16 protein-coding genes and 1 pseudogene are annotated in these 17,993 nt (G+C 49.7%); 3 read left to right on the forward strand and 14 right to left on the reverse strand.

The window, feature by feature from the left end:
• Nucleotides 1-278 precede the first annotated feature (278 nt).
• The 8 genes from JZI27_RS22910 to JZI27_RS22945 form a co-directional block, all read right to left on the reverse strand.
• Nucleotides 279-1,064: a 3-hydroxybutyrate dehydrogenase gene (locus JZI27_RS22910; RefSeq protein WP_280209458.1), complete on the reverse strand. Its 786-nt coding sequence runs from the start codon at nucleotides 1,062-1,064 to the stop codon at nucleotides 279-281.
• A 46-nt stretch (nucleotides 1,065-1,110) separates the two neighbouring features.
• Nucleotides 1,111-2,502 carry a GntP family permease gene (locus tag JZI27_RS22915; protein WP_122911436.1) on the reverse strand — a complete coding sequence of 464 codons (1,392 nt, stop codon included), beginning with the start codon at nucleotides 2,500-2,502 and terminating at the stop codon, nucleotides 1,111-1,113.
• 424 nt (nucleotides 2,503-2,926) lie between these two features.
• Entirely contained in the window at nucleotides 2,927-4,291 is a 1,365-nt protein-coding gene (locus JZI27_RS22920) for a sigma-54 interaction domain-containing protein (protein WP_280209467.1), read from the reverse strand.
• 170 nt (nucleotides 4,292-4,461) lie between these two features.
• A complete protein-coding gene (locus JZI27_RS22925) occupies nucleotides 4,462-5,247 on the reverse strand; it encodes an SDR family NAD(P)-dependent oxidoreductase (RefSeq protein ID WP_280209460.1) in 786 nt (261 codons plus the stop codon).
• A 1-nt stretch (nucleotide 5,248) separates the two neighbouring features.
• Nucleotides 5,249-6,502: an acyl-CoA dehydrogenase family protein gene (locus tag JZI27_RS22930; protein ID WP_251245407.1), complete on the reverse strand. Its 1,254-nt coding sequence runs from the start codon at nucleotides 6,500-6,502 to the stop codon at nucleotides 5,249-5,251.
• Nucleotides 6,503-6,772: 270 nt separating this feature from the next.
• Complete coding sequence (locus tag JZI27_RS22935; RefSeq protein ID WP_122911023.1) at nucleotides 6,773-7,987, reverse strand: MFS transporter; 1,215 nt, start codon at nucleotides 7,985-7,987, stop codon at nucleotides 6,773-6,775.
• A gap of 286 nt (nucleotides 7,988-8,273) precedes the next feature.
• A complete protein-coding gene (locus tag JZI27_RS22940) occupies nucleotides 8,274-10,481 on the reverse strand; it encodes a heavy metal translocating P-type ATPase (protein ID WP_280209461.1) in 2,208 nt (735 codons plus the stop codon).
• A gap of 247 nt (nucleotides 10,482-10,728) precedes the next feature.
• The gene (locus JZI27_RS22945; protein WP_122911025.1) at nucleotides 10,729-11,010 is read right to left on the reverse strand and encodes a hypothetical protein; all 282 of its coding nucleotides are present in this window, start codon (nucleotides 11,008-11,010) and stop codon (nucleotides 10,729-10,731) included.
• 184 nt (nucleotides 11,011-11,194) lie between these two features.
• Between JZI27_RS22945 and JZI27_RS22950 the strand changes: the two genes are divergently transcribed.
• Complete coding sequence (locus JZI27_RS22950) at nucleotides 11,195-11,572, forward strand: ArsR/SmtB family transcription factor (protein WP_122911026.1); 378 nt, start codon at nucleotides 11,195-11,197, stop codon at nucleotides 11,570-11,572.
• A gap of 68 nt (nucleotides 11,573-11,640) precedes the next feature.
• On the opposite strand, the gene JZI27_RS22955 is transcribed toward JZI27_RS22950, so the two are convergent.
• From JZI27_RS22955 to JZI27_RS22980, 6 genes are all read right to left on the reverse strand, one after another.
• Nucleotides 11,641-12,246 carry a nucleotidyltransferase family protein gene (locus tag JZI27_RS22955; RefSeq protein WP_251245225.1) on the reverse strand — a complete coding sequence of 202 codons (606 nt, stop codon included), beginning with the start codon at nucleotides 12,244-12,246 and terminating at the stop codon, nucleotides 11,641-11,643.
• 14 nt (nucleotides 12,247-12,260) lie between these two features.
• Nucleotides 12,261-13,238, reverse strand: coding sequence for a TlpA disulfide reductase family protein (locus JZI27_RS22960; RefSeq protein WP_280209463.1), 978 nt, complete (start codon nucleotides 13,236-13,238; stop codon nucleotides 12,261-12,263).
• A 50-nt stretch (nucleotides 13,239-13,288) separates the two neighbouring features.
• Nucleotides 13,289-14,068 (reverse strand): sulfite exporter TauE/SafE family protein, encoded by a 780-nt coding sequence (locus JZI27_RS22965; RefSeq protein ID WP_122911028.1) that lies wholly within the window; start codon nucleotides 14,066-14,068, stop codon nucleotides 13,289-13,291.
• 101 nt (nucleotides 14,069-14,169) lie between these two features.
• Nucleotides 14,170-14,400 carry a sulfurtransferase TusA family protein gene (locus JZI27_RS22970; RefSeq protein WP_251245228.1) on the reverse strand — a complete coding sequence of 77 codons (231 nt, stop codon included), beginning with the start codon at nucleotides 14,398-14,400 and terminating at the stop codon, nucleotides 14,170-14,172.
• Nucleotides 14,401-14,457: 57 nt separating this feature from the next.
• Nucleotides 14,458-15,591: an MBL fold metallo-hydrolase gene (locus JZI27_RS22975; RefSeq protein WP_122911030.1), complete on the reverse strand. Its 1,134-nt coding sequence runs from the start codon at nucleotides 15,589-15,591 to the stop codon at nucleotides 14,458-14,460.
• A gap of 43 nt (nucleotides 15,592-15,634) precedes the next feature.
• Nucleotides 15,635-16,207, reverse strand: a complete 573-nt coding sequence (locus tag JZI27_RS22980) for a sulfurtransferase TusA family protein (RefSeq protein WP_122911031.1) — start codon at nucleotides 16,205-16,207, stop codon at nucleotides 15,635-15,637.
• Between the two features lie 310 nt (nucleotides 16,208-16,517).
• Between JZI27_RS22980 and JZI27_RS22985 the strand changes: the two genes are divergently transcribed.
• Nucleotides 16,518-17,609 carry an FAD-dependent oxidoreductase gene (locus tag JZI27_RS22985; protein WP_183185271.1) on the forward strand — a complete coding sequence of 364 codons (1,092 nt, stop codon included), beginning with the start codon at nucleotides 16,518-16,520 and terminating at the stop codon, nucleotides 17,607-17,609.
• Nucleotides 17,587-17,694: pseudogene (locus JZI27_RS22990) on the forward strand (sigma factor); the annotation flags it as partial. The gene JZI27_RS22985 and the pseudogene JZI27_RS22990, both read left to right, overlap by 23 nt.
• Nucleotides 17,695-17,993 lie beyond the last annotated feature (299 nt).

Consider the following 17,993-nt stretch of genomic DNA (forward strand, 5'->3'; position numbering starts at 1 on the left):
GCAAATCATTTCATGATAGACTCATCAACGCTTTCGCTGTTCAGTTTTCAAAGAGCATTTTTTGTCGAACGCTTATTACTCTATCACGTTCACTATCAGAGAGTCAAGATCTTTTTTGAGGCGTTTTTCGTGATCTTTTCTCGTTTTCATCCATCGCTCGTTGGCGACAAGGAATACTCTATCATATCTAAAATTCAAAAACAAGACCTTTTTTCATTCGAGTAGAAAAAAAGAGAACCCGCTTCTAGCAGGCTCTCTCGTTAATTCCATCGTTTACTTTACTGCGCTGTGTAACCACCATCGATAACAACTGCCTGACCTGTTACGCCCTGCGCTTTTTCACTCGCAAGGAAAACGGCGTAATTCGCCACTTCTTCTACGCTTAACAAACGCTTCTGTGGAACCAACGGATACAAAACTTCCTCCAATACTTTCTCCAGTGGAACATTGCGAGTCTTGGCCAAGTCTGCCATCTGGTTTTGAACGAGAGGTGTATTCACATATCCCGGACAAATCGCGTTCACGGTGATTCCAGAGGCAGCGCCCTCCAGAGCCGCCACTTTCGTCAACCCGATCACTCCATGCTTGGCGCTATTGTAAGCAGCCTTTCCAGCGAATCCAATCAATCCATTGATAGAAGCCATGTTGAGTACGCGGCCATACCCGTGCTGCTTCATGATCGGAAAAGCGTGCTTGATCGCAATAAATGGGGCAGTCAGCATAATGGAAAGCATCTGCTCGAACTTGGCAGTCGGGAAATCCTCGATCGGTGAGACATGCTGCAGCCCTGCATTGTTCACGAGAATATCCAGTCTGCCGTAGGCTTCTACTGTCTTTTGAATGCTGTTGCTCACCTGATCCTCATGCGTCACGTCGCATCCCATGCTGATCGCTTCAAAGCCTTGATCCCGTAGTTGGACAGCTGCTGCTTCAGCTGCTTCCTGGTTCAAATCCAGGATCATGACTTTGGCTCCTTCTTTTGCAAAGGTTCGTGCGATTTCCAGCCCGATTCCGCTCGCTGCACCTGTAATCACTGCTACTTTTTGTTCCAAAAGTTTTTCCATAATGCGATGTTCTCCTTCCCTTTATGACGATGACAGAGCTGATAACTTAAATAAACAGAGACGCACCAAATGCGAGAATGAAAACGGCCAGCGTTTTGACCACCGTAATGGCGAAGATATCTTTATAAGAAGAACGATGAGTCAAACCTGTAATCGCGAGAAGCGTGATGACCGCACCGTTATGTGGCAACGTATCCATACCACCGGAAGCCATCGAAGCGATTCTGTGCAGCAGCTCCGGACTGATGCCCAATGCATTGGCCATCTCCAGATACTGCTTGCCCATAACCTCCAATGCAATGGACAAACCACCCGATGCGGAACCGGTAACACCGGCGAGCACGTTCACGGCAATCGCTTCGGAAACCAACGGATTGTCGCTTGCTCCTACAATCCATTCCTTAATCACAGTGAACCCTGGCAACGTTTTGACAACGTTTCCAAAACCAACCTCGGAAGCTGTATTGAAAATGGCCAATAGCGCACCTGCTGCTGCTGTAGACAAGCCCGCAGCCAATTTGTTTTTCACTTCTTTTGCATTGATCAGGATAGCGGCCAAAATTCCCAAACCTAACGAAATGATCAGTGCCCAGGAAGAGCTGACTGTCTTCACGTTGGCGATATTGAAGTTCTCCTTCAGCATGTTTGCCTCATACCAGCCTTCAACGGACAATCCGCTACGGCTGAACAGGAAGTTCCCGACCAGTACGATCACCAGCGGCAAAATAGCCAACCAGATGCTCATATACGACTTGTTTTGATCTGTCTGCAGCTCAGGTTCATTGATATGGCCTTCGCCATAGCCTTCACCTGCTGCAGCAGCTTGCTTGCGTCTGCGTTCCAACCAGTACATACCTGCTACGAAAACCATGATTGCACCGATAATTCCTACCAAAGGAGCTGCATACGCATCTGTACCAAAATACGTAGTTGGAATGATGTTTTGGATCTGCGGAGTGCCTGGCAGTGCATCCATCGTATACGTGAAGGCACCCAACGCAATCGCACCCGGAATCAAACGCTTCGGAATATTCGCCTCGCGGAAAATGGCTGCCGCGAATGGATAAACAGCAAATGCTACGACGAACAAGGACACGCCACCATACGTCAAAATCGAACAGGCGAGCACGACTGCCAGGATCGCACGATTGGACCCGAGAGCTTTGACGATGTTGTGAGCAATCGATGAAGCTGCTCCGCTCATTTCCATGACTTTACCGAACACAGCACCTAATAAGAAGATAGGGAAAAAGGACTTTACATAGTTGGCTGCGTTCACCATGAAGGTCTCCGTGTAGCTCGGAAGCAAGGCAATTCCGGACATCGCTACGGCGAGCAACGTAAAAATGGGGGCAAAAATAATGACGGGATAACCTCTGTACGCAAAAAACATCAATAATCCCAGAGCAAGGATAATAGAAAATACTTCAATAAACATACAATGCTCCTTTCAACTGACCCGTCTTCCTCGACGGTCATCTTCATTTTTCAATGGATCCTCCAAAACCATAAGCCTAGCGGGAACCACCCATCTCCTCCTAACCCAGCAAGAAACCGCTTTCATTCTCCCTATAAAGCAATTCGTGTGCCAACACCCCGCTGATAACCGCGAATCGCTGTCTGATCAGCTTTTTTGAGCCTAAGCTAATCTGCATTTAGATAACTAGGTCCCAATTTTTCCGGATTCATGGAATTTATAGTCCGCTTTTCTGGAATAACATAAGTTTCCCCTGAAAATGCTTTCATCTTGATTCCCTACCTCCAGAAGCAGCAGTCTTCTCCCCTTTTTTTTCATTCCGAAAATCCGGAAAAGCAAAAAACCCTTCTGCTCCGAAGCCAGAAAGGTTTGAAATCGTCTGTTCCTATTTGGACAACCCATGCTTCTCCCATTTTTCATAAAAGGATGACTTGCTGATGTGCAGCAGCTTGGCCGCTTCCAGCTTGTTCCCTTCAGCCTGCTCCATCGCCAGCAGCAAAGCTTCTCTCTCCGCATTCTCCAGCGTTTCCTTCAAAGGCATAAGCGTTGGAGACGAAAAAGCCTGATCCGAAACGGGCAGCCAGAGATGCTCTTTTTTCAAGGTGTCATCCTCCATATGATGCAGCGCACGCTCCAAAACATTGCACAGCTCTCGCACATTTCCAGGCCACGAGTAGCTCCTCAGCACTCCCCAGACTTCATCGTCAATGGCTTTGACCATGCTGCCTGTCGATTCCACCAGCCTTTGCAGCACATTGGAAACCAGCTCAGGCAAATCCTCGAGTCGTTCACGCAACGGAGGAACCTCCAGGGAAACGACATTCAAGCGGTAATAAAGATCCGCCCGAAACCTTCCATCCTTGATACAGGCGAGCAAATCCTGGTTGGTCGAGGCGATCACGCGAACATCGATCGGCGTCGCGCGAACGGCACCGACACGCTCTACTTCCTTCTCCTGGAGCACTCGCAGCAGCTTCGCTTGCAAGGGCATGGGCATGTCCCCGATCTCGTCGAGCAGGATCGTACCGTGATCAGCCAGCTCGAACTTTCCCTTTTTCCCGCGTCGGGCAGCTCCTGTAAATGCCCCCTCCTCGTAACCGAACAATTCAGACTCCAAAAGCGAATCCGGTATGGCCGCACAATTCACTCGAATGAACGGCCCCATCTTTCGTTTGCTTTCCGCGTGAATCGCGTGTGCAAACAGCTCCTTTCCCGTACCGCTCTCTCCTGTGATCAGTACAGTCGAATCGCTTTTCGCTACTTTTTGCGAGAATTTCTTCAGCTCCAGCATCTTCAGGCTATAGCCGACAATTTGATCAAAATGATACGTTGCCCCTAGACGGCGACGGAGCTCCTTCTTGTAGTAGGTCAGCTCATCCTGCAGCTGTCCCACCATCGCTGCCAGTGAAGCCAGCTCCTTTACATCCTGAAACAAAACCGTTCCCAGAACGGCAATGACCTGTCCCTCATCCATGATGGGTATCCGGTGGGCAATCATTTTCTGTCCCTTGATCTTTTGAATATCCGCAATCTCCGGAACGCCTTCCTGTCCGACGATGTGCATCCTTGTATTCTCAATGACTTCCGTTACAGGCCGTCCGATCACACTCTCCTGAACGCCCAGAAACTCACGGTAGCTCCGATTCAGCAAAAGAATCTTCCCGTCGCGATCCGTCACGACCATCGGCTCATGGGCATTTTCAAAAACAGCTTCCAACAGCTTGCTCATTTGTTGAAGATTCCAGTCCAGTCTGATCACCCCTCGTCGCAAACGTTCACCCTGTTTGATCGCAGGAGACTATCTGTTTGTCTATTATAAATTTTGCCCCAGAAATCACTTGGGGGCAATTCTTTTTCAAGATCTGCCTCATGAACGCAGAAAAGCCCAGTGTAACTCCACTGGGTTTTTCATACCTATCTTTATCGTGCGAGATATCCACCGTCAATCACCAAAGGCGCACCGGTCATATACGAAGACTCATCTGATGCCAGGAACAAGATTCCGTTTGCGATTTCGGAGGGTTCCCCATACCTTCCCATCGGATGCGAGTCACCCGCGATTTTCCAGAACTGGTCCATCGTTACTGCGTTCTGGGTATGCTCTTCTGTGATCTGATTGGTGCGCGTGGCACCTGGGCAAATCGCATTCACGCGGATGCCCTCTGCTGCATAGCGGGTCGCCAACGATCGGGTCAATTGGAGCGCCCCTGCCTTCGTCAGGTTATACAGCACCGTGCTTTTGCCCATCATTTCCTGTCCGACAAAAGAAGAGATGGAGCCGAGGTTGACAATCGAGCCCTTCTGCTGCTTTTGCATCTGAGGAATCACCGCTTTGCAGCAAAGGAACATGCTCTTCAGATTGATTCCGATACACCGGTCAAACTCCTCCGCAGATATATCCGTAATGTCCTGGATATAGTGAATCCCCGCATTATTGACCAGAATGTCAATCCGATCAAACTTTTGAATGGCGGTTTGCGATAAGCGAATAGCTGTCTCCTCTAGCGAAATATCACCAATTACATACGCATGCTGCTCGGGGTTGGAAGTAGACTGTATGACATCCTGAATTCTGGCTTCATCTAAATCATTCAAGACGAGATAAGCGCCTTCTTGCGCAAATCGCTCCGCCGTCGCTCTTCCAATACCGCTGCCAGCGCCCGTGATGATCGCAACCTTCCCCTGCAAACGTCCCCGTTCTGCCATTCTATCGCACCTCTTCCTTCAATTGCGGTGTAAACAACGGCTCTTCCACCTTCATTGGCGGGCATGCCTCTGCCGGATTGAGTCCCATCGTCAATAGACCGATTTGATCAGCGCAAGCATCAATGTTGGGCGGCATGATCGGTGCTGTCGCGGCATCGCGCACCATTCTTTCCAGATGATACTCCTTGTTCATGCCATGCGCTCCGTTGGCAATAGAGGCAGAGCGTGCTGCATTTGAGGTGGCCGCTGCAATCTGATGCTTGGCTCGAATGAAGTTATAAAAGGTCTCTACGCTCGGGCCATGCGTGTCACTGTACCAGGCTGCGTGCAGCATCGCCCAATACGCCGCATTCAGCTCTGCTGCCATTTCTCCGATTCTTCGACGGCTGTCTGGATGGAAGGCCTGTGGCTGCGCGAAGCCCTTCGGATTTTTCCCTGTCAGCAATTCACTTGCGTAATTTAAAATCCCTAGGCCGACGCCAAGATAAACCGCCGCAAATCCACCAAATGACCAGTTGGCACCACGAATGATAAAGTCGTTCAGGAACTCGTCTGTCTGATGTAGGACCAATTCATCCGGAACAAACGTGCCGTTGTACTCCACGGTATTGCTGCGGGTAGCTCTCATCCCCAGGGTGTTCCACACATCATGAACCGTGACGCCCTCCGCCGTACACTTGTTGATCGGTACCAGGAATCCGATACTGGCTTGAGGATTGGGATCTCCCTTTGGATGTGCATATAAATAAACGTAGTCACTGGATTCAACCATCGAGCAAAAAGCTTTTTTGCCGTACAATTTGTAACCGCCTTCGACTTTTTCCGCAGCTAAAGAAGGGGTGTAGGAAGTGGCTAACAAGCTCGAAGAAGCGGGTTCAGATACAGACGTGCAGAATAGCTTGCCTTCCTTGAGAGCGAGGTCAGCTACCCGTCTTTTTACCTGTTCGGGAACATCAGGGTGTTGAAGGATTCCTCCTGTGGCATTGGCATGCATGTTGAAGGAGTTAGCCGTAGCAGCACACCCTTGCGCCAATTCAGCAATCGAAGCGGTATATCCTAAAAATCCGATTCCTAGCCCACCGTACTCTTTTGGAATCGCAATACCGAACAAACCCTTTTGACGAAGAATCTCATAGTTCTCCTCTGGCGCCGAACGATCCCGGTCATGCTCAGCAGCCCTTGTGCGAAAGTCCTTTGCCAGCTCCTTGCACAAATCAATGACTTTTTGCTGTTCATCCGTAAAGCGAAAATCCATTTTATTTTCCCCCTGACATTTGATTTTTAATTATTATGAATTTTTAAAATATAATTGCTGCACTTTTTCACAGCAACCTTGACACTGGAAAAAGTACCCCCTTCCTTTGTTTGAACATATGTACAACCTTCTTATTGCCATTATTGCACATCAAATCATGGTAGAAATGTTAATGAATTAACGGTATTCAAAGGATTATGTTTTTTTGAGCATGACTTGCTGAACTGAAAAAAAGCTCGCCCCATAAAACCGTACGGGGCAAGCTTTTGTTTAGTTTTTCTGTGCAATTGGTACTTTTGCCGAGCGAATGAGCGGAACGATAAACATCATCCCGATCAAAAACAGAATCGCCGAGGTCTGGTAAATGGTCAGCAGGGAGAAATACTCCTTCATTTTGCCAGCAGCGCTCATCGTAAGCACCATTGAGCCCGTGAACAGCGGCGTCAAGATCCCGTTCACCCTGCCAATGAACGCCCCTTCTGTATATTTCATGATGATCGTATTGATTCCGATCTGAATACAAGGCAAGAGCAGCCCGCTGAGCAGATTGGCAGAAAGCGTCAGCCACTGCATGGTGGAAATTCCGGAGACGCTCAGTGCGATCGCATTTCCCAGCATACCAATCACCAGCAGCTTTTGCGGTGCTACAGATTTCGCAAAGGCCATCGCCAGCGCTCCTCCGGTAATCATCCCGATTCCCTGAACCATGAGCAGCCATTGCAAGCTTTCTTTAGGCAAGCCAAGACGTTCGGTCACGAGGAAAATCCCCAAAGGCTGCACGAGTCCAAGTCCGAGACCCGCTCCCGCAAAGCAAAACCCGAGCAAAGTCAGTACGCGGTTTGATTTCACATAGCGAAGCCCACTGGCCATCTCCTCTAAAATGACTGTCTTTTTCTCCGTCGATTTCTCCTCGACAGGGTCCGGCGGAAGCAAGTACAGTACTGCAGCCGCACACAAGAACGCCACGGCTGTAATTACCATCGCGATTTCCAGTCCGAGTGCCTGGAAGACAAACGTCCCCAGTATCGGTCCGAGCACCATGAACAGGGCAAACAAAGTCTGATAAGCGGACATGCCTGTCTGCAGCTGCTCAGCAGGGACGTGCAGCTTGAACAGCTTCATTCCGGATGGTTGTGAAAACTGTGAAAGAATGGCTGAAATCAACGTAGCAAAAAAGACAGCTTTCCACGTACCGAATACAAATGTAAGCAAAACGAGAAGCACCGACACGGCGCTCAAAATTTCACACCAGACCATCGTGCGTTTGGGTCTCCAACGGTCTGCAAAGGTACCCGCTAAAAAGGAAAAGAGAAAGATCGGCGCGTACTCCGCTACCGAAATCATCGATACTGCAAATGCATCTCCATTGGTTTGCTCCATGACAAATAGCAAAATGGCAAAGTTGCGTACCCATATCCCGATCTGCAAAAACAGACCGGATAAGAGGATCGCCCTGACATATCGATTGCGAAACAGTTCAGACATAAAAAAAACCTCCTCATCCATTCACTTCTGGACAGGAGTATCACATACGAACGCAAAAGACAAAGAACCCTAACAAACGTGGGATCCACCATCCATTTGGCCAATATGCATACTAATCCTATCCAGAAAAATGCTAAGTCATATTCGACTGCTTTTTTGGAATAGGTCTTAGTAGATCATTGGCTTGTTGGTCATCCTTCCGTGTTAGAATGAACAAAGAATACCATAAAAAGGGAAAGGAGCACAAGTCAAAATCTGTGCTCCTTGTCTTCTTTTTTTGGTTGGATCAGTATTTCCGGTACTTCAACAGCCGCATGCTGTTCAAAATCACCAAAAGCGCTGCACCAGTGTCACTAACAACTGCCATCCACAAGGTCAGCCAGCCCGGGAAGATCAGAACGAGTGCCGCCAGCTTGATGATGATCGAAAACCAGATATTTTGCTTGATGATCTGCAGAGCTTTGCGGCTCAGCTTGACCGTATGAGGCAGCTTTTCCAGATTGTCTGCCATCAGGACGATATCCGCCGTCTCCATCGCTGTGTCGGTCCCGGCACCACCCATCGCGATTCCGAGGTCCGCTGTCGCGAGTGCTGGGGCGTCATTGATTCCATCCCCGACCATCGCTACCACTCTGCCTTCTTTTTGCAGCTCTTTGACAGCCTCCACCTTCTGTTCAGGCAGCAGCTCTGCCACGTATCGCTTGACTCCAGTCTGTCCGGCTACTTTTTTGGCTGTTCCCGCGTTGTCACCTGTGAGCATCACGATTTCGCTGATCCCGCTTTCCTTCAAATGCTGAATCGCTTGTACCGTGATCTCGCGGATGGTGTCAGCGACCGCAATCAATCCCAAGAGCCGCTTGGCTGTTCCCACGACGATCAAGGAGTGGCCTTCGCTTTGCAGCGTCTTGATAGGCTCGGTCCAGTGCGTGAGTGACACGCCCATTTCCTCAAATAATGCCGGCTTGCCCACGTAATAGGTTTCGCCATCGATCGTCGCCGCGGCGCCTTTCCCTACAATCGCTCGATAATCGGCACCTACCATCGCCATATGCTGATGTTCTTGTGCATATTTGATAATCGCCAATGCAATCGGATGCTTGGAATGCTCCTCTACCGTCCTGGCAATCCGCAGCAGCTCCTCTTCCTTCGCACCGTCTGCTATCAGCACTTCCTTGACCTGCGGCTTGCCTTCCGTCAGCGTACCTGTCTTGTCAAAAGCGATCGCGCTGATCGTACCAGCTTTCTCCAGGAATGCTCCGCCCTTGATCAACACGCCGTTTCGTGCCGCATTGCCAATCGCCGATACAATCGCTACCGGAGTTGAAATCACGAGTGCGCACGGACATGCCACGACTAACAGCTCCAGTCCCTTGTAAAACCACTCGCCCCACGTCCCGAAGGAAAGGAGCGGCGGGAAGACGATGACCAGCAGGGCCAGCACCAGTACAATCGGGGTGTAGATAGCCGCGAATTTATCCACAAAAGCCTGTGTCGGTGCTTTTTTCTCCTGCGCTTCCTCCACCAGGTGGATGATTCGCGACAATGCTGTATCCTCTACGAGACGCGTCACCTTCACTTCCAGCGACCCGCTTTCGTTGACCGTTCCGGCATAGACGCCATCCCCGACCGATTTATCGACAGGGATAGACTCGCCCGTGATCGGAGCCTGGTTGACGCTGGATGCTCCGTTCAATACCTCGCCATCCAACGGGATTTTCTCGCCGGGCTTGATGACGATGACCTCGCCTATGCTCACATCTTCCACCGGCTTGCGTATCAGGTTCTCGCCTGCTTTTACCCACGCTTCCGACGGAGCAAGGTTCATCAGATTGCGTATCGAATCTCTCGTCTTTTCAATCGATCTGGCCTGAAGCATGTTGCCCAATGAAAACAGCCAGACCACCGTAGCTCCTTCCATCCATTCCCCGATCGCGGCAGCACCGATCGCAGCTGCTGTCATCAGAACGTTCATGTCCAAGGAACCGCTTTTGATCGCATAAAAAGCGCTTCGAGCAGGGCGAAATCCGCCGATCACGATAGCCAGCGCCCACAGACCAATCAGGACAGGCTCCGGTATGCTAGTGAAGGAACCGACAAAGCCTGTAAGCAATAAAATACCGGATATGACCGTCAATCTCGTTCCGGTATGATCCGAAGATTCCTCTTGAGCGCCGGAGCGCTTGGCGAGCATGCTGGCGGTATATCCAGCCTTGGATACCTCCTGCATCACCGCTTTATTATCCAGGCCATCCTGCAGGATATGCATTTTCCCCGTCGAAAAATTGACGTTCACTTCCTTCACAGCTGGCAGTGTCCTCATGTGTTTTTCCAACGATTTGGCACATGAGCTGCAATCCATGCCATGTATGCGGTACACCGCCGCTCCACTAGCTGCGACAAACGGTTCTAAATGTGCTTCCTGATGATCATGACAGCAGGCTCCATCATGATCATGGTGATGCTGCTCGTGAAGATGCTGTTCGAATCCAGACATAACCGCTCACCTCGTTTCCATTCCCGCTTCCATCCATGGTTCCATCCATTCTACAATTGACCAAACATTCAAATGTATATTTAATTATTATATTAGCGAAATCATCGTATTCATTCAAGCATCGATTTGAATTTTTCCGCCCATTTTCCTCTACCTTCATGGTTCCCCGATGCCGCCATTGCTTTACACTTGATCAACGAAAAAAAGAGACTCCTCCCAAGAGAAGTCTCCTCACCCATAGCACTCCTTATTGATCGTTGGGGCCTCTTTGCCATTTCGTTCCGCAATCTAGGCAAGTACATTGAATGATTTTCTTCTTATCCAATGCCAAGCGCACGATAAACAAGACAAAAGCGCCAAAAAGTCCGAGAAATAGAAAAATGACCGGTGTACCATTCAGCCGAACTCCCACCCAAGCGATGATCATCAAAACGAGGGCGTAGATCGTCACATATAAAAATCGATTGATCGATTCCTTGAAATCAATCTTCTTTGATTTGCATTTGGGGCACTTGCCATGAACATCCATGCTTTTCTCCTCCTGTGTACAACGCTGCCCATGCTTTTCCGAACTAACCACAAACATGTCCATGATACACGAAAAAGGAGGTGCACACTACCACCTCATCGAAATGTCGTTTTTCCTTTTCACTTTAACTTTGAATGTCTATAATAGTAGGACATTGGATGAAAGAAATAAGAGGTGATTTCTCATGGCGTCCAAAGAAAAGGACGACGTCTGTGAAATTCAATGCTTCGACGATGAAAAAGTCAATCGATTACGACCTTTTGTGTCCGAATCAGAAGGTGTAGCAAAGATCTTCAAGGCGCTGGCAGACGATACACGGGCCAAAATCATCCACATCCTGTCTTTGGAGGACGAATTGTGCGTCTGCGATATCGCTGCTGTCATCGGCAGCTCGATCGCGAACACCTCCCACCATTTGCGGTTGCTGCGAAATATGGGCCTGGCCAAATACCGTAAAGAAGGCAAGCTGGTTTTCTACTCCCTGGACGATGATCATGTGCGTCATCTGATCTCAGCCGGCGTGGAGCATGCCAAAGAACTAAAGCCTGTGCCTAAAGCATGATGAATCAAAGAGGCTTTGTCTAACCGCTCGCGGAAATAGACAAAGCCTTTTATTTTTCGCTCCTCGGGTCAAAGACTGTTCCGAACATCCTGGTACTCTTCGGGAGTGTCGATGTCCTTGCCCCATTGCTCATTATCAAAAGCGACGGTCGCCAGCTGTTGCTTGTGTCTGCCAATCACTTCTTTTCCTCCCTGGTCGCCCGTAACCTCCTCCAGCTCATCAAAAAGTGATGCATCGAACAATACAGGATGACCTGCCATTCCGGCGTACACTGGCCGTACGATCCGCACTCCTTTATCAAACCCAACCTGATAGGTCTCGATCAAGGAACGGACCACCTCATCCGGGACCAGCGGCTGGTCCGCCAGAAATACGAGAGCCGCATCGACACGCCCTCTGACTGCCGTGATCCCTACACGCAAGGACGAAGCCATGCCCGTCTCGTAATCCGGATTGTGAAGAATCTCCACCGGAAATGTTGGACTGGTCACCTGACGAAAAGCTTCCCCGTGTTCTCCCGCAATCAAAAGAATCGGTTCCAGCTGATTCGCAAAAGCGCGATCTACCGCGTGACGAAAAAGCGGCTTTCCCTGTAGCTCCAGCAATGCCTTGGCTGTCCCCATTCGCCGCGATTTGCCAGCTGCCAGTACGATTGCCCCTACCTTTTTGGACACTGCGCCACTCCCCTTTAATCGATAGCAGCTATCATTTTTTCCATCATTTCCTTGGTCAAAGGACCGATCATCTTGTACTGAACCACACCCTCCGTATCAATCACATAGCTGGTCGGTATGGAGATCGCCTGGTACTGCTGTGAAATGTGCTTGCCCTGATCCAGCACAACAGGAAACGTAATCCCGTACTCCTTGAGAAAAGCATCTACACTTTCCGGTCCCTGCTCCGTCTCAATCAGGTTTACCCCGAGAATGGTTACGCCGTTCTCTTTTTCCTGTTCGTAAAATTCCTGCATATCCGGCATTTCTGCCCGGCACGGCGGACACCAGGTTGCCCACAGATTGACAATCACCTTTTGCCCCCTCAGCTCTGAAAGACGAATCGGGGTATTGTCCAAAGTGCGCAGCTCAAAATCCGGTGCCAGCTCTCCTTGGTTCAAGCCTACTTTTCTTTCCCCCTGGGCAGACTCTTGGGCAGGTAAAAGAGAAGTACCACCATTGTCCAGGAACCCCCACACAATCAAGCCGACGATGCCAAAAGCAGCAACCCACTTTTTCATTTGAGGGGAATGAGCCGCAACGACACTGAGGAATACGGCCTCTAATACGTCTCTTGCAGGAAGCTGTCGCTTTCTGATCTGAACCGCCATGTACACCGCAGCGGCCAGCCCTCCGAGCCAAACACCAGCATCCCCACCCGAAAAATAGAGCAGGGAAGCCGGGTTTTCCCAGACCTTTAGCGGATTGAACAAGGCATAGCTAAACTTCCAGGTGAACAAAGCCAAAATCGCAGCAGAACTGATGATCTCTGCAATATGCTTTCGAAGAGATGGCTCACGCCTCAGTCGATAAAGGATCGCCCCATATCCCAGCACGCCTGCAAGGATATAGATAATCGTTGTCGTTTTTATCAGCAAAGGCCCAATCGATATGACATCAAGCAACGTTTCAACTCCCCGCTCTCGATATTCCCACACTTGCACTACTTTCATGATACAAGACATCCCTGTTCATGCAATGCCTAGAAGTGCCATTTTTGCGACTAGAGGAGAATATCCAGCCAGATCTTGACGACAGTTGCCGTGATCAAAAGGGCCAGGATCCACTGCAGCACCTTGGTGTTCAATTTCTTGCTGATGACGGCACCTACCGGTGAAGCGATCACACTGGCTACAATCATGACAAGGGATGGAATCAGGAGGGTATGTCCTCCCATGAGCTTGCCCACTGTAGAGCCGATCGAGGAAATAAAGGTGATGGCAAGGGAAGACGCAATCGCGACACGCGTCGGGATTTTCAAAATAACCAGCATAACAGGAACGGTAATAAAGGCTCCAGCTGCCCCAACGATTCCGGACAAAATCCCGATCACACCAGCCAAAACGGCAGCGAGCGGCTTGTTGAAACGAATATTGGCAAAGTCCGCTATCTCGTCCCCCTTCTTGGGCATGAACATCATGACTGCTGCGATCAAGGCGAGAATCGCGTAAACCAGATTGATGATTTCGTCAGGCAGGAACTGCGAGCCGTAGCCTCCGAGAAAGCTACCAATAATAATGGCCGTCCCCATCGTGATGATGAGTGGCTTGTTCATATAACCGCCTTTGCGATAGGCGAACATCCCTGCCAGAGTCGCAAAGAAGACCTGCACGGCACTGATCGCCGATACTTCCTGGGCTGTAAAAGCGACAAACCCCAGGGCAGGTGGAATGTATAACAGCATCGGATATTTGATGATTGAACCACCAATTCCGACCATCCCAGAGATGGCGGACCCGACAAAGCCGATGGCAAACAGCATGAGAATATAGCTCCAGTCCATATAGCCCTTCCTCTCTGTTGAAAATTCTCTTTTTCCTTTTGGGTTAAACAGGAGCAGGGGCAACAATCCATACGCTTGTCACCCCTGCGCGATCCGCTTTCTTACTCGCCTTTTTTAATCCAGAATTTCAGTACATCGCCTTCTTCTTCAGCCTTGACCAGTTCATTGCCTGTTGATTTGGTCCACGCCGTCAGGTCATTTTTAAAGCCTTTGTCCGTAACATGGATCTCCAGAACCTGATTGGCTTCCATCTCATTCATGGCTTTCTTGGTACGTACGATCGGCATGGGGCAAGCGAGTCCTTTAGCGTCGAGAAATTTGTTGCTGTTCATGTTTGATTACCTCCAGTATTTTCGTTGGTTTTAGGTTGATTTTTGTCGATTGGAAACTTAATGAGTGTGATGCAGGGCACAGCGGTTGGGGCCGATCTCCAGCTCTTGCTGACGCTCTGGAGAGGCCACGTCGACTCCACGGTTGATGGCAATGATCTCTTCAAAGTTAGGCGGTGTTTCGGTCTGCGCATTGGCTACGACCTGATCGACGAACGCCTGCTTATCCTGTTGGTTCATCAGCTCGTTGCCTGCACGGATCGCGCCCAGCTCGGCCCCTACATAGCCCGCCGCGTTCACTTCCTGATCCAGATTGGCGTAGTGCCCAGGCAGCACAATCACATCGTCGGCCATAGCCGCGATTTTCTCATAGACGGTATCATACAGATCCTTCGCCCACTCTTGAACCTTGCCGCCAAGGTCTGGGCGACCCAGCCCTCCTACAAAGATGGTGTCCCCTGAAAACAAGAGCTTGTCGTTCACGAAGAAGGAGACACTCCCTGGGGTATGCCCTGGGGTTTTGACAGCCAGCACGCGCAGATCTACATGGGCAAATCGGATGCGATCATGCTCTTCAAAAGGCATGAAGTCAAATACAGCTCCCTCGCTCTTCATCATGTAGTAAGCTGCCCCTGTCTGATCCGCAAGTGTTTTACCACCTGAAATATGGTCAGCATGCAGGTGGGAATCGACGATGTGTGTAATCTTTGCCCCTTCCTGCTTGGCAGCCTCCATGTAGACGTCGGTAAAGCGGGATGGGTCTACCACCAGGGCTTCTTCTCCAGAGATGACCATGTAAGACAGGCAGCCTTTTCCCATTCGAAGGTACTGATACACCTTCAGCTGCTCATCTGCGTAGACAAGCACCTGCTCCAGATGTTCACTCCATGACTTCATGCCGCCCTCTAGATAAGAAACATCTTGCAGACCTGCCTCTACCAGCTGTTCCGCGACGAACTTGGAGGAGCCCTCCTTGGCGCAGACAACAAGCAGTTTGTTATCGGTTGGAAGCTGCTTCAGAACACCCTCTACGCCATCGAGCAAATCAAAGTATGGAACATTGATGCTCGATACTTTTTCTCCTTCGATCTTCCAATCCTGATAATCCGATTGATTCCTCACATCCAGAATAAACAGGTCCTCTTTATTCTTCACCATCTTGGCAACTTCTTTGGCCGTCATTCCTGTAAGCATGTTTTTCCCTCCCATATGGAATGTTGTCAACTGCGTTCCCCGGTTATTCTCCGCTCTGAACCGGACCGCTCCAGCCAGACATGCCTGGCAGGACGTTTATCAGCTTGGAAAATCCTTTTTCAGCAAGCAGCTTGCAGGCCATATCACTGCGATTGCCGGTACGACAGACGATGTAGAGCTCCTCGTCCTGGTTCAGCTCGGCCAAACGACCGGTCAGCTCGCCGTAAGGAATCGCAATGGCTCCTGGAATATGACCGCTTGCAAATTCATCAGCCTCGCGAACATCGACGATGACGACCTTTTCTTGCGCTTCCATCTTCTTCAACAGCTCGGCATTTGTGATCGTCTGGGCAAATGCGGCGTTCTCTTGAGAGGCTTGCGGATTTGCCTTGCGCAGGTAGTGCTTGTAGAGATCTCCTTCTTGGACGGTTCCCAAATATTCGTGACCGGTATTTTTTGCCCAGCCCTGGATATCTGCTACAGAGCCTTTGTCAGTTGCCTGCATCTCCAATACCTGACCAGGCGCGATCTCTTCGATGGCTTTTTTCGTTTTGACAATCGGCATCGGACAGGCGAGTCCTTTGCAATCCAGAACCTTATCTACTGAGAAGTTCATTTCCTCACTCCTTGTGTATAATCAAATGATCTTATATACCTGCGGGGGTATTATTTGAGCCAAAAAAATTTACAGGTGATGCTGGTACTGCTTGAGGTTTGAATGTTGTTTACCAATACCCCTATAGGTATATTACAATGCCCCTATCCCGATGTCAAGCTTCGTGATTTCTTTTTCTCGAGACGTTTTTTCACGTGCCGGGAAAATAAGGGTAATCCACGGGTAATTACCCGGCATACTCGCATTTTCTTTTATTAAGCAAGCGTTTAAGCTCAATTTCTCGTAATGGATTCCGATCGATGGAGGCAAGGTGCCTATTGGAGGGGTTGCAGCTACTCATGAAGGTTTGTATCCTCTCCCCTTTACCTTCAGTAGCCTGCTTCGTACTCGCTTGCTGACCTGGAACAGCAAGGTGAAATACATCCAGCTCATGCTTATGTTGCGGAGAATGGATGTCGAATCGTTTCATGGCTTGTCCTGGTCAGATTGGGTTGGCAAACAGTTCCCACACGATCGCATGGCCCAAGATCTCATGCTCACTCTGGGGCGTCTGTGGATGTACGCGGATTGCCCAGAACAATTGGATGCAGGAGCCACCATCCAGCAAGGACAAGTTAGTATGGGCGGCGTATATTATTTGCACCAAGGGTGGAAGTCACTCGTTCATTCATTAAAAAAGCGCGCCGAATCTGAAGGTGTACGAATCGTGCGGGGAAAAGCCGATTCGATCCTTATCGACGAGCAGCGAGTAGAAGGTATCTTGCTTTCCAATGGTGAAATGCTTCATGGTTCTACTGTCATCGCAGCTCTCTCTCCCGGTGAGGCAGCAGGCTTGGTTCGAAAGGTGGACGGTCCGAAAAGCCCCACATTGAAGTACTGGCAAGAACAAGCGGTACCTTCCTTCGCCAGCTGTCTGGACATCGTGGTCACTCATTTGCCTGAACCCAATCGTTCATTCGCCTTGCATGTGCAGCGCCCCCTCTATTACTCGAATCATTCATCAATCTCCAAGCTCAATACAAATGGAGATCAGGTCATCCATATGTTGAAATACCAGGCAAGTCCCGAGCAGATCGATCCTGCGCGTGATCGCCGTGAATTGGAGGAATGGATAGATTCCTTACAGCCCGGATGGCGAAAAGCTGTCGTTACGGAACGCTTTCTCCCCAAAATGACCGTTACCCACTCGCTTCCGCTATGCGGTGCCGCCAGACGCCCTGCTCCTGACGAAACAGGGGTCGACGGCTTGTACATCTCCGGTGATTGGGTCGGTCAACACGGCATGCTGGCAGATGCGGCTGTAGCAAGCGGCAAACATGCCGCTCATTGCGCAATCCGTTATTTACGAAACCCTGTCAGAGAGGATGTGAGGAAAAACAATGAACTCCGAAGCATACTATGAAGCTTATAAACCTTTGCGTTTTTCCTTGGCATACCGAATGCTCGGAAGTGTAATGAATGCGGAAGACATCGTTCATGATATCTTTGCTGATTGGGAACGCATGCACATCCATGAGAATCAGACTGAGCCTGATATCATTCACGTTTTCTCTCTCGAATTCGCGAGTGTAAATGGCTTCCCAGGAATTGTGATCTTTACCGGAGACGTTCCCTTTTGCACCCTATCCTTTCACTTTGAACATGGTACGATCGCAGCCATCTACAACACGATGAATCCAGATAAGCTGCAGCATCTGCATCGAAAATAAGCCAGATTAGAAAACTTGGCTACGCCAAGCTTTTGGCGGAGCCTTAGTTGCACTTATACTATCTTCCGCTAATCTTT

The sequence above is a fragment of the Brevibacillus sp. AY1 genome, from assembly GCF_029870785.1.
GTDB classification, from domain to species: Bacteria; Bacillota; Bacilli; order Brevibacillales; family Brevibacillaceae; genus Brevibacillus; species Brevibacillus invocatus.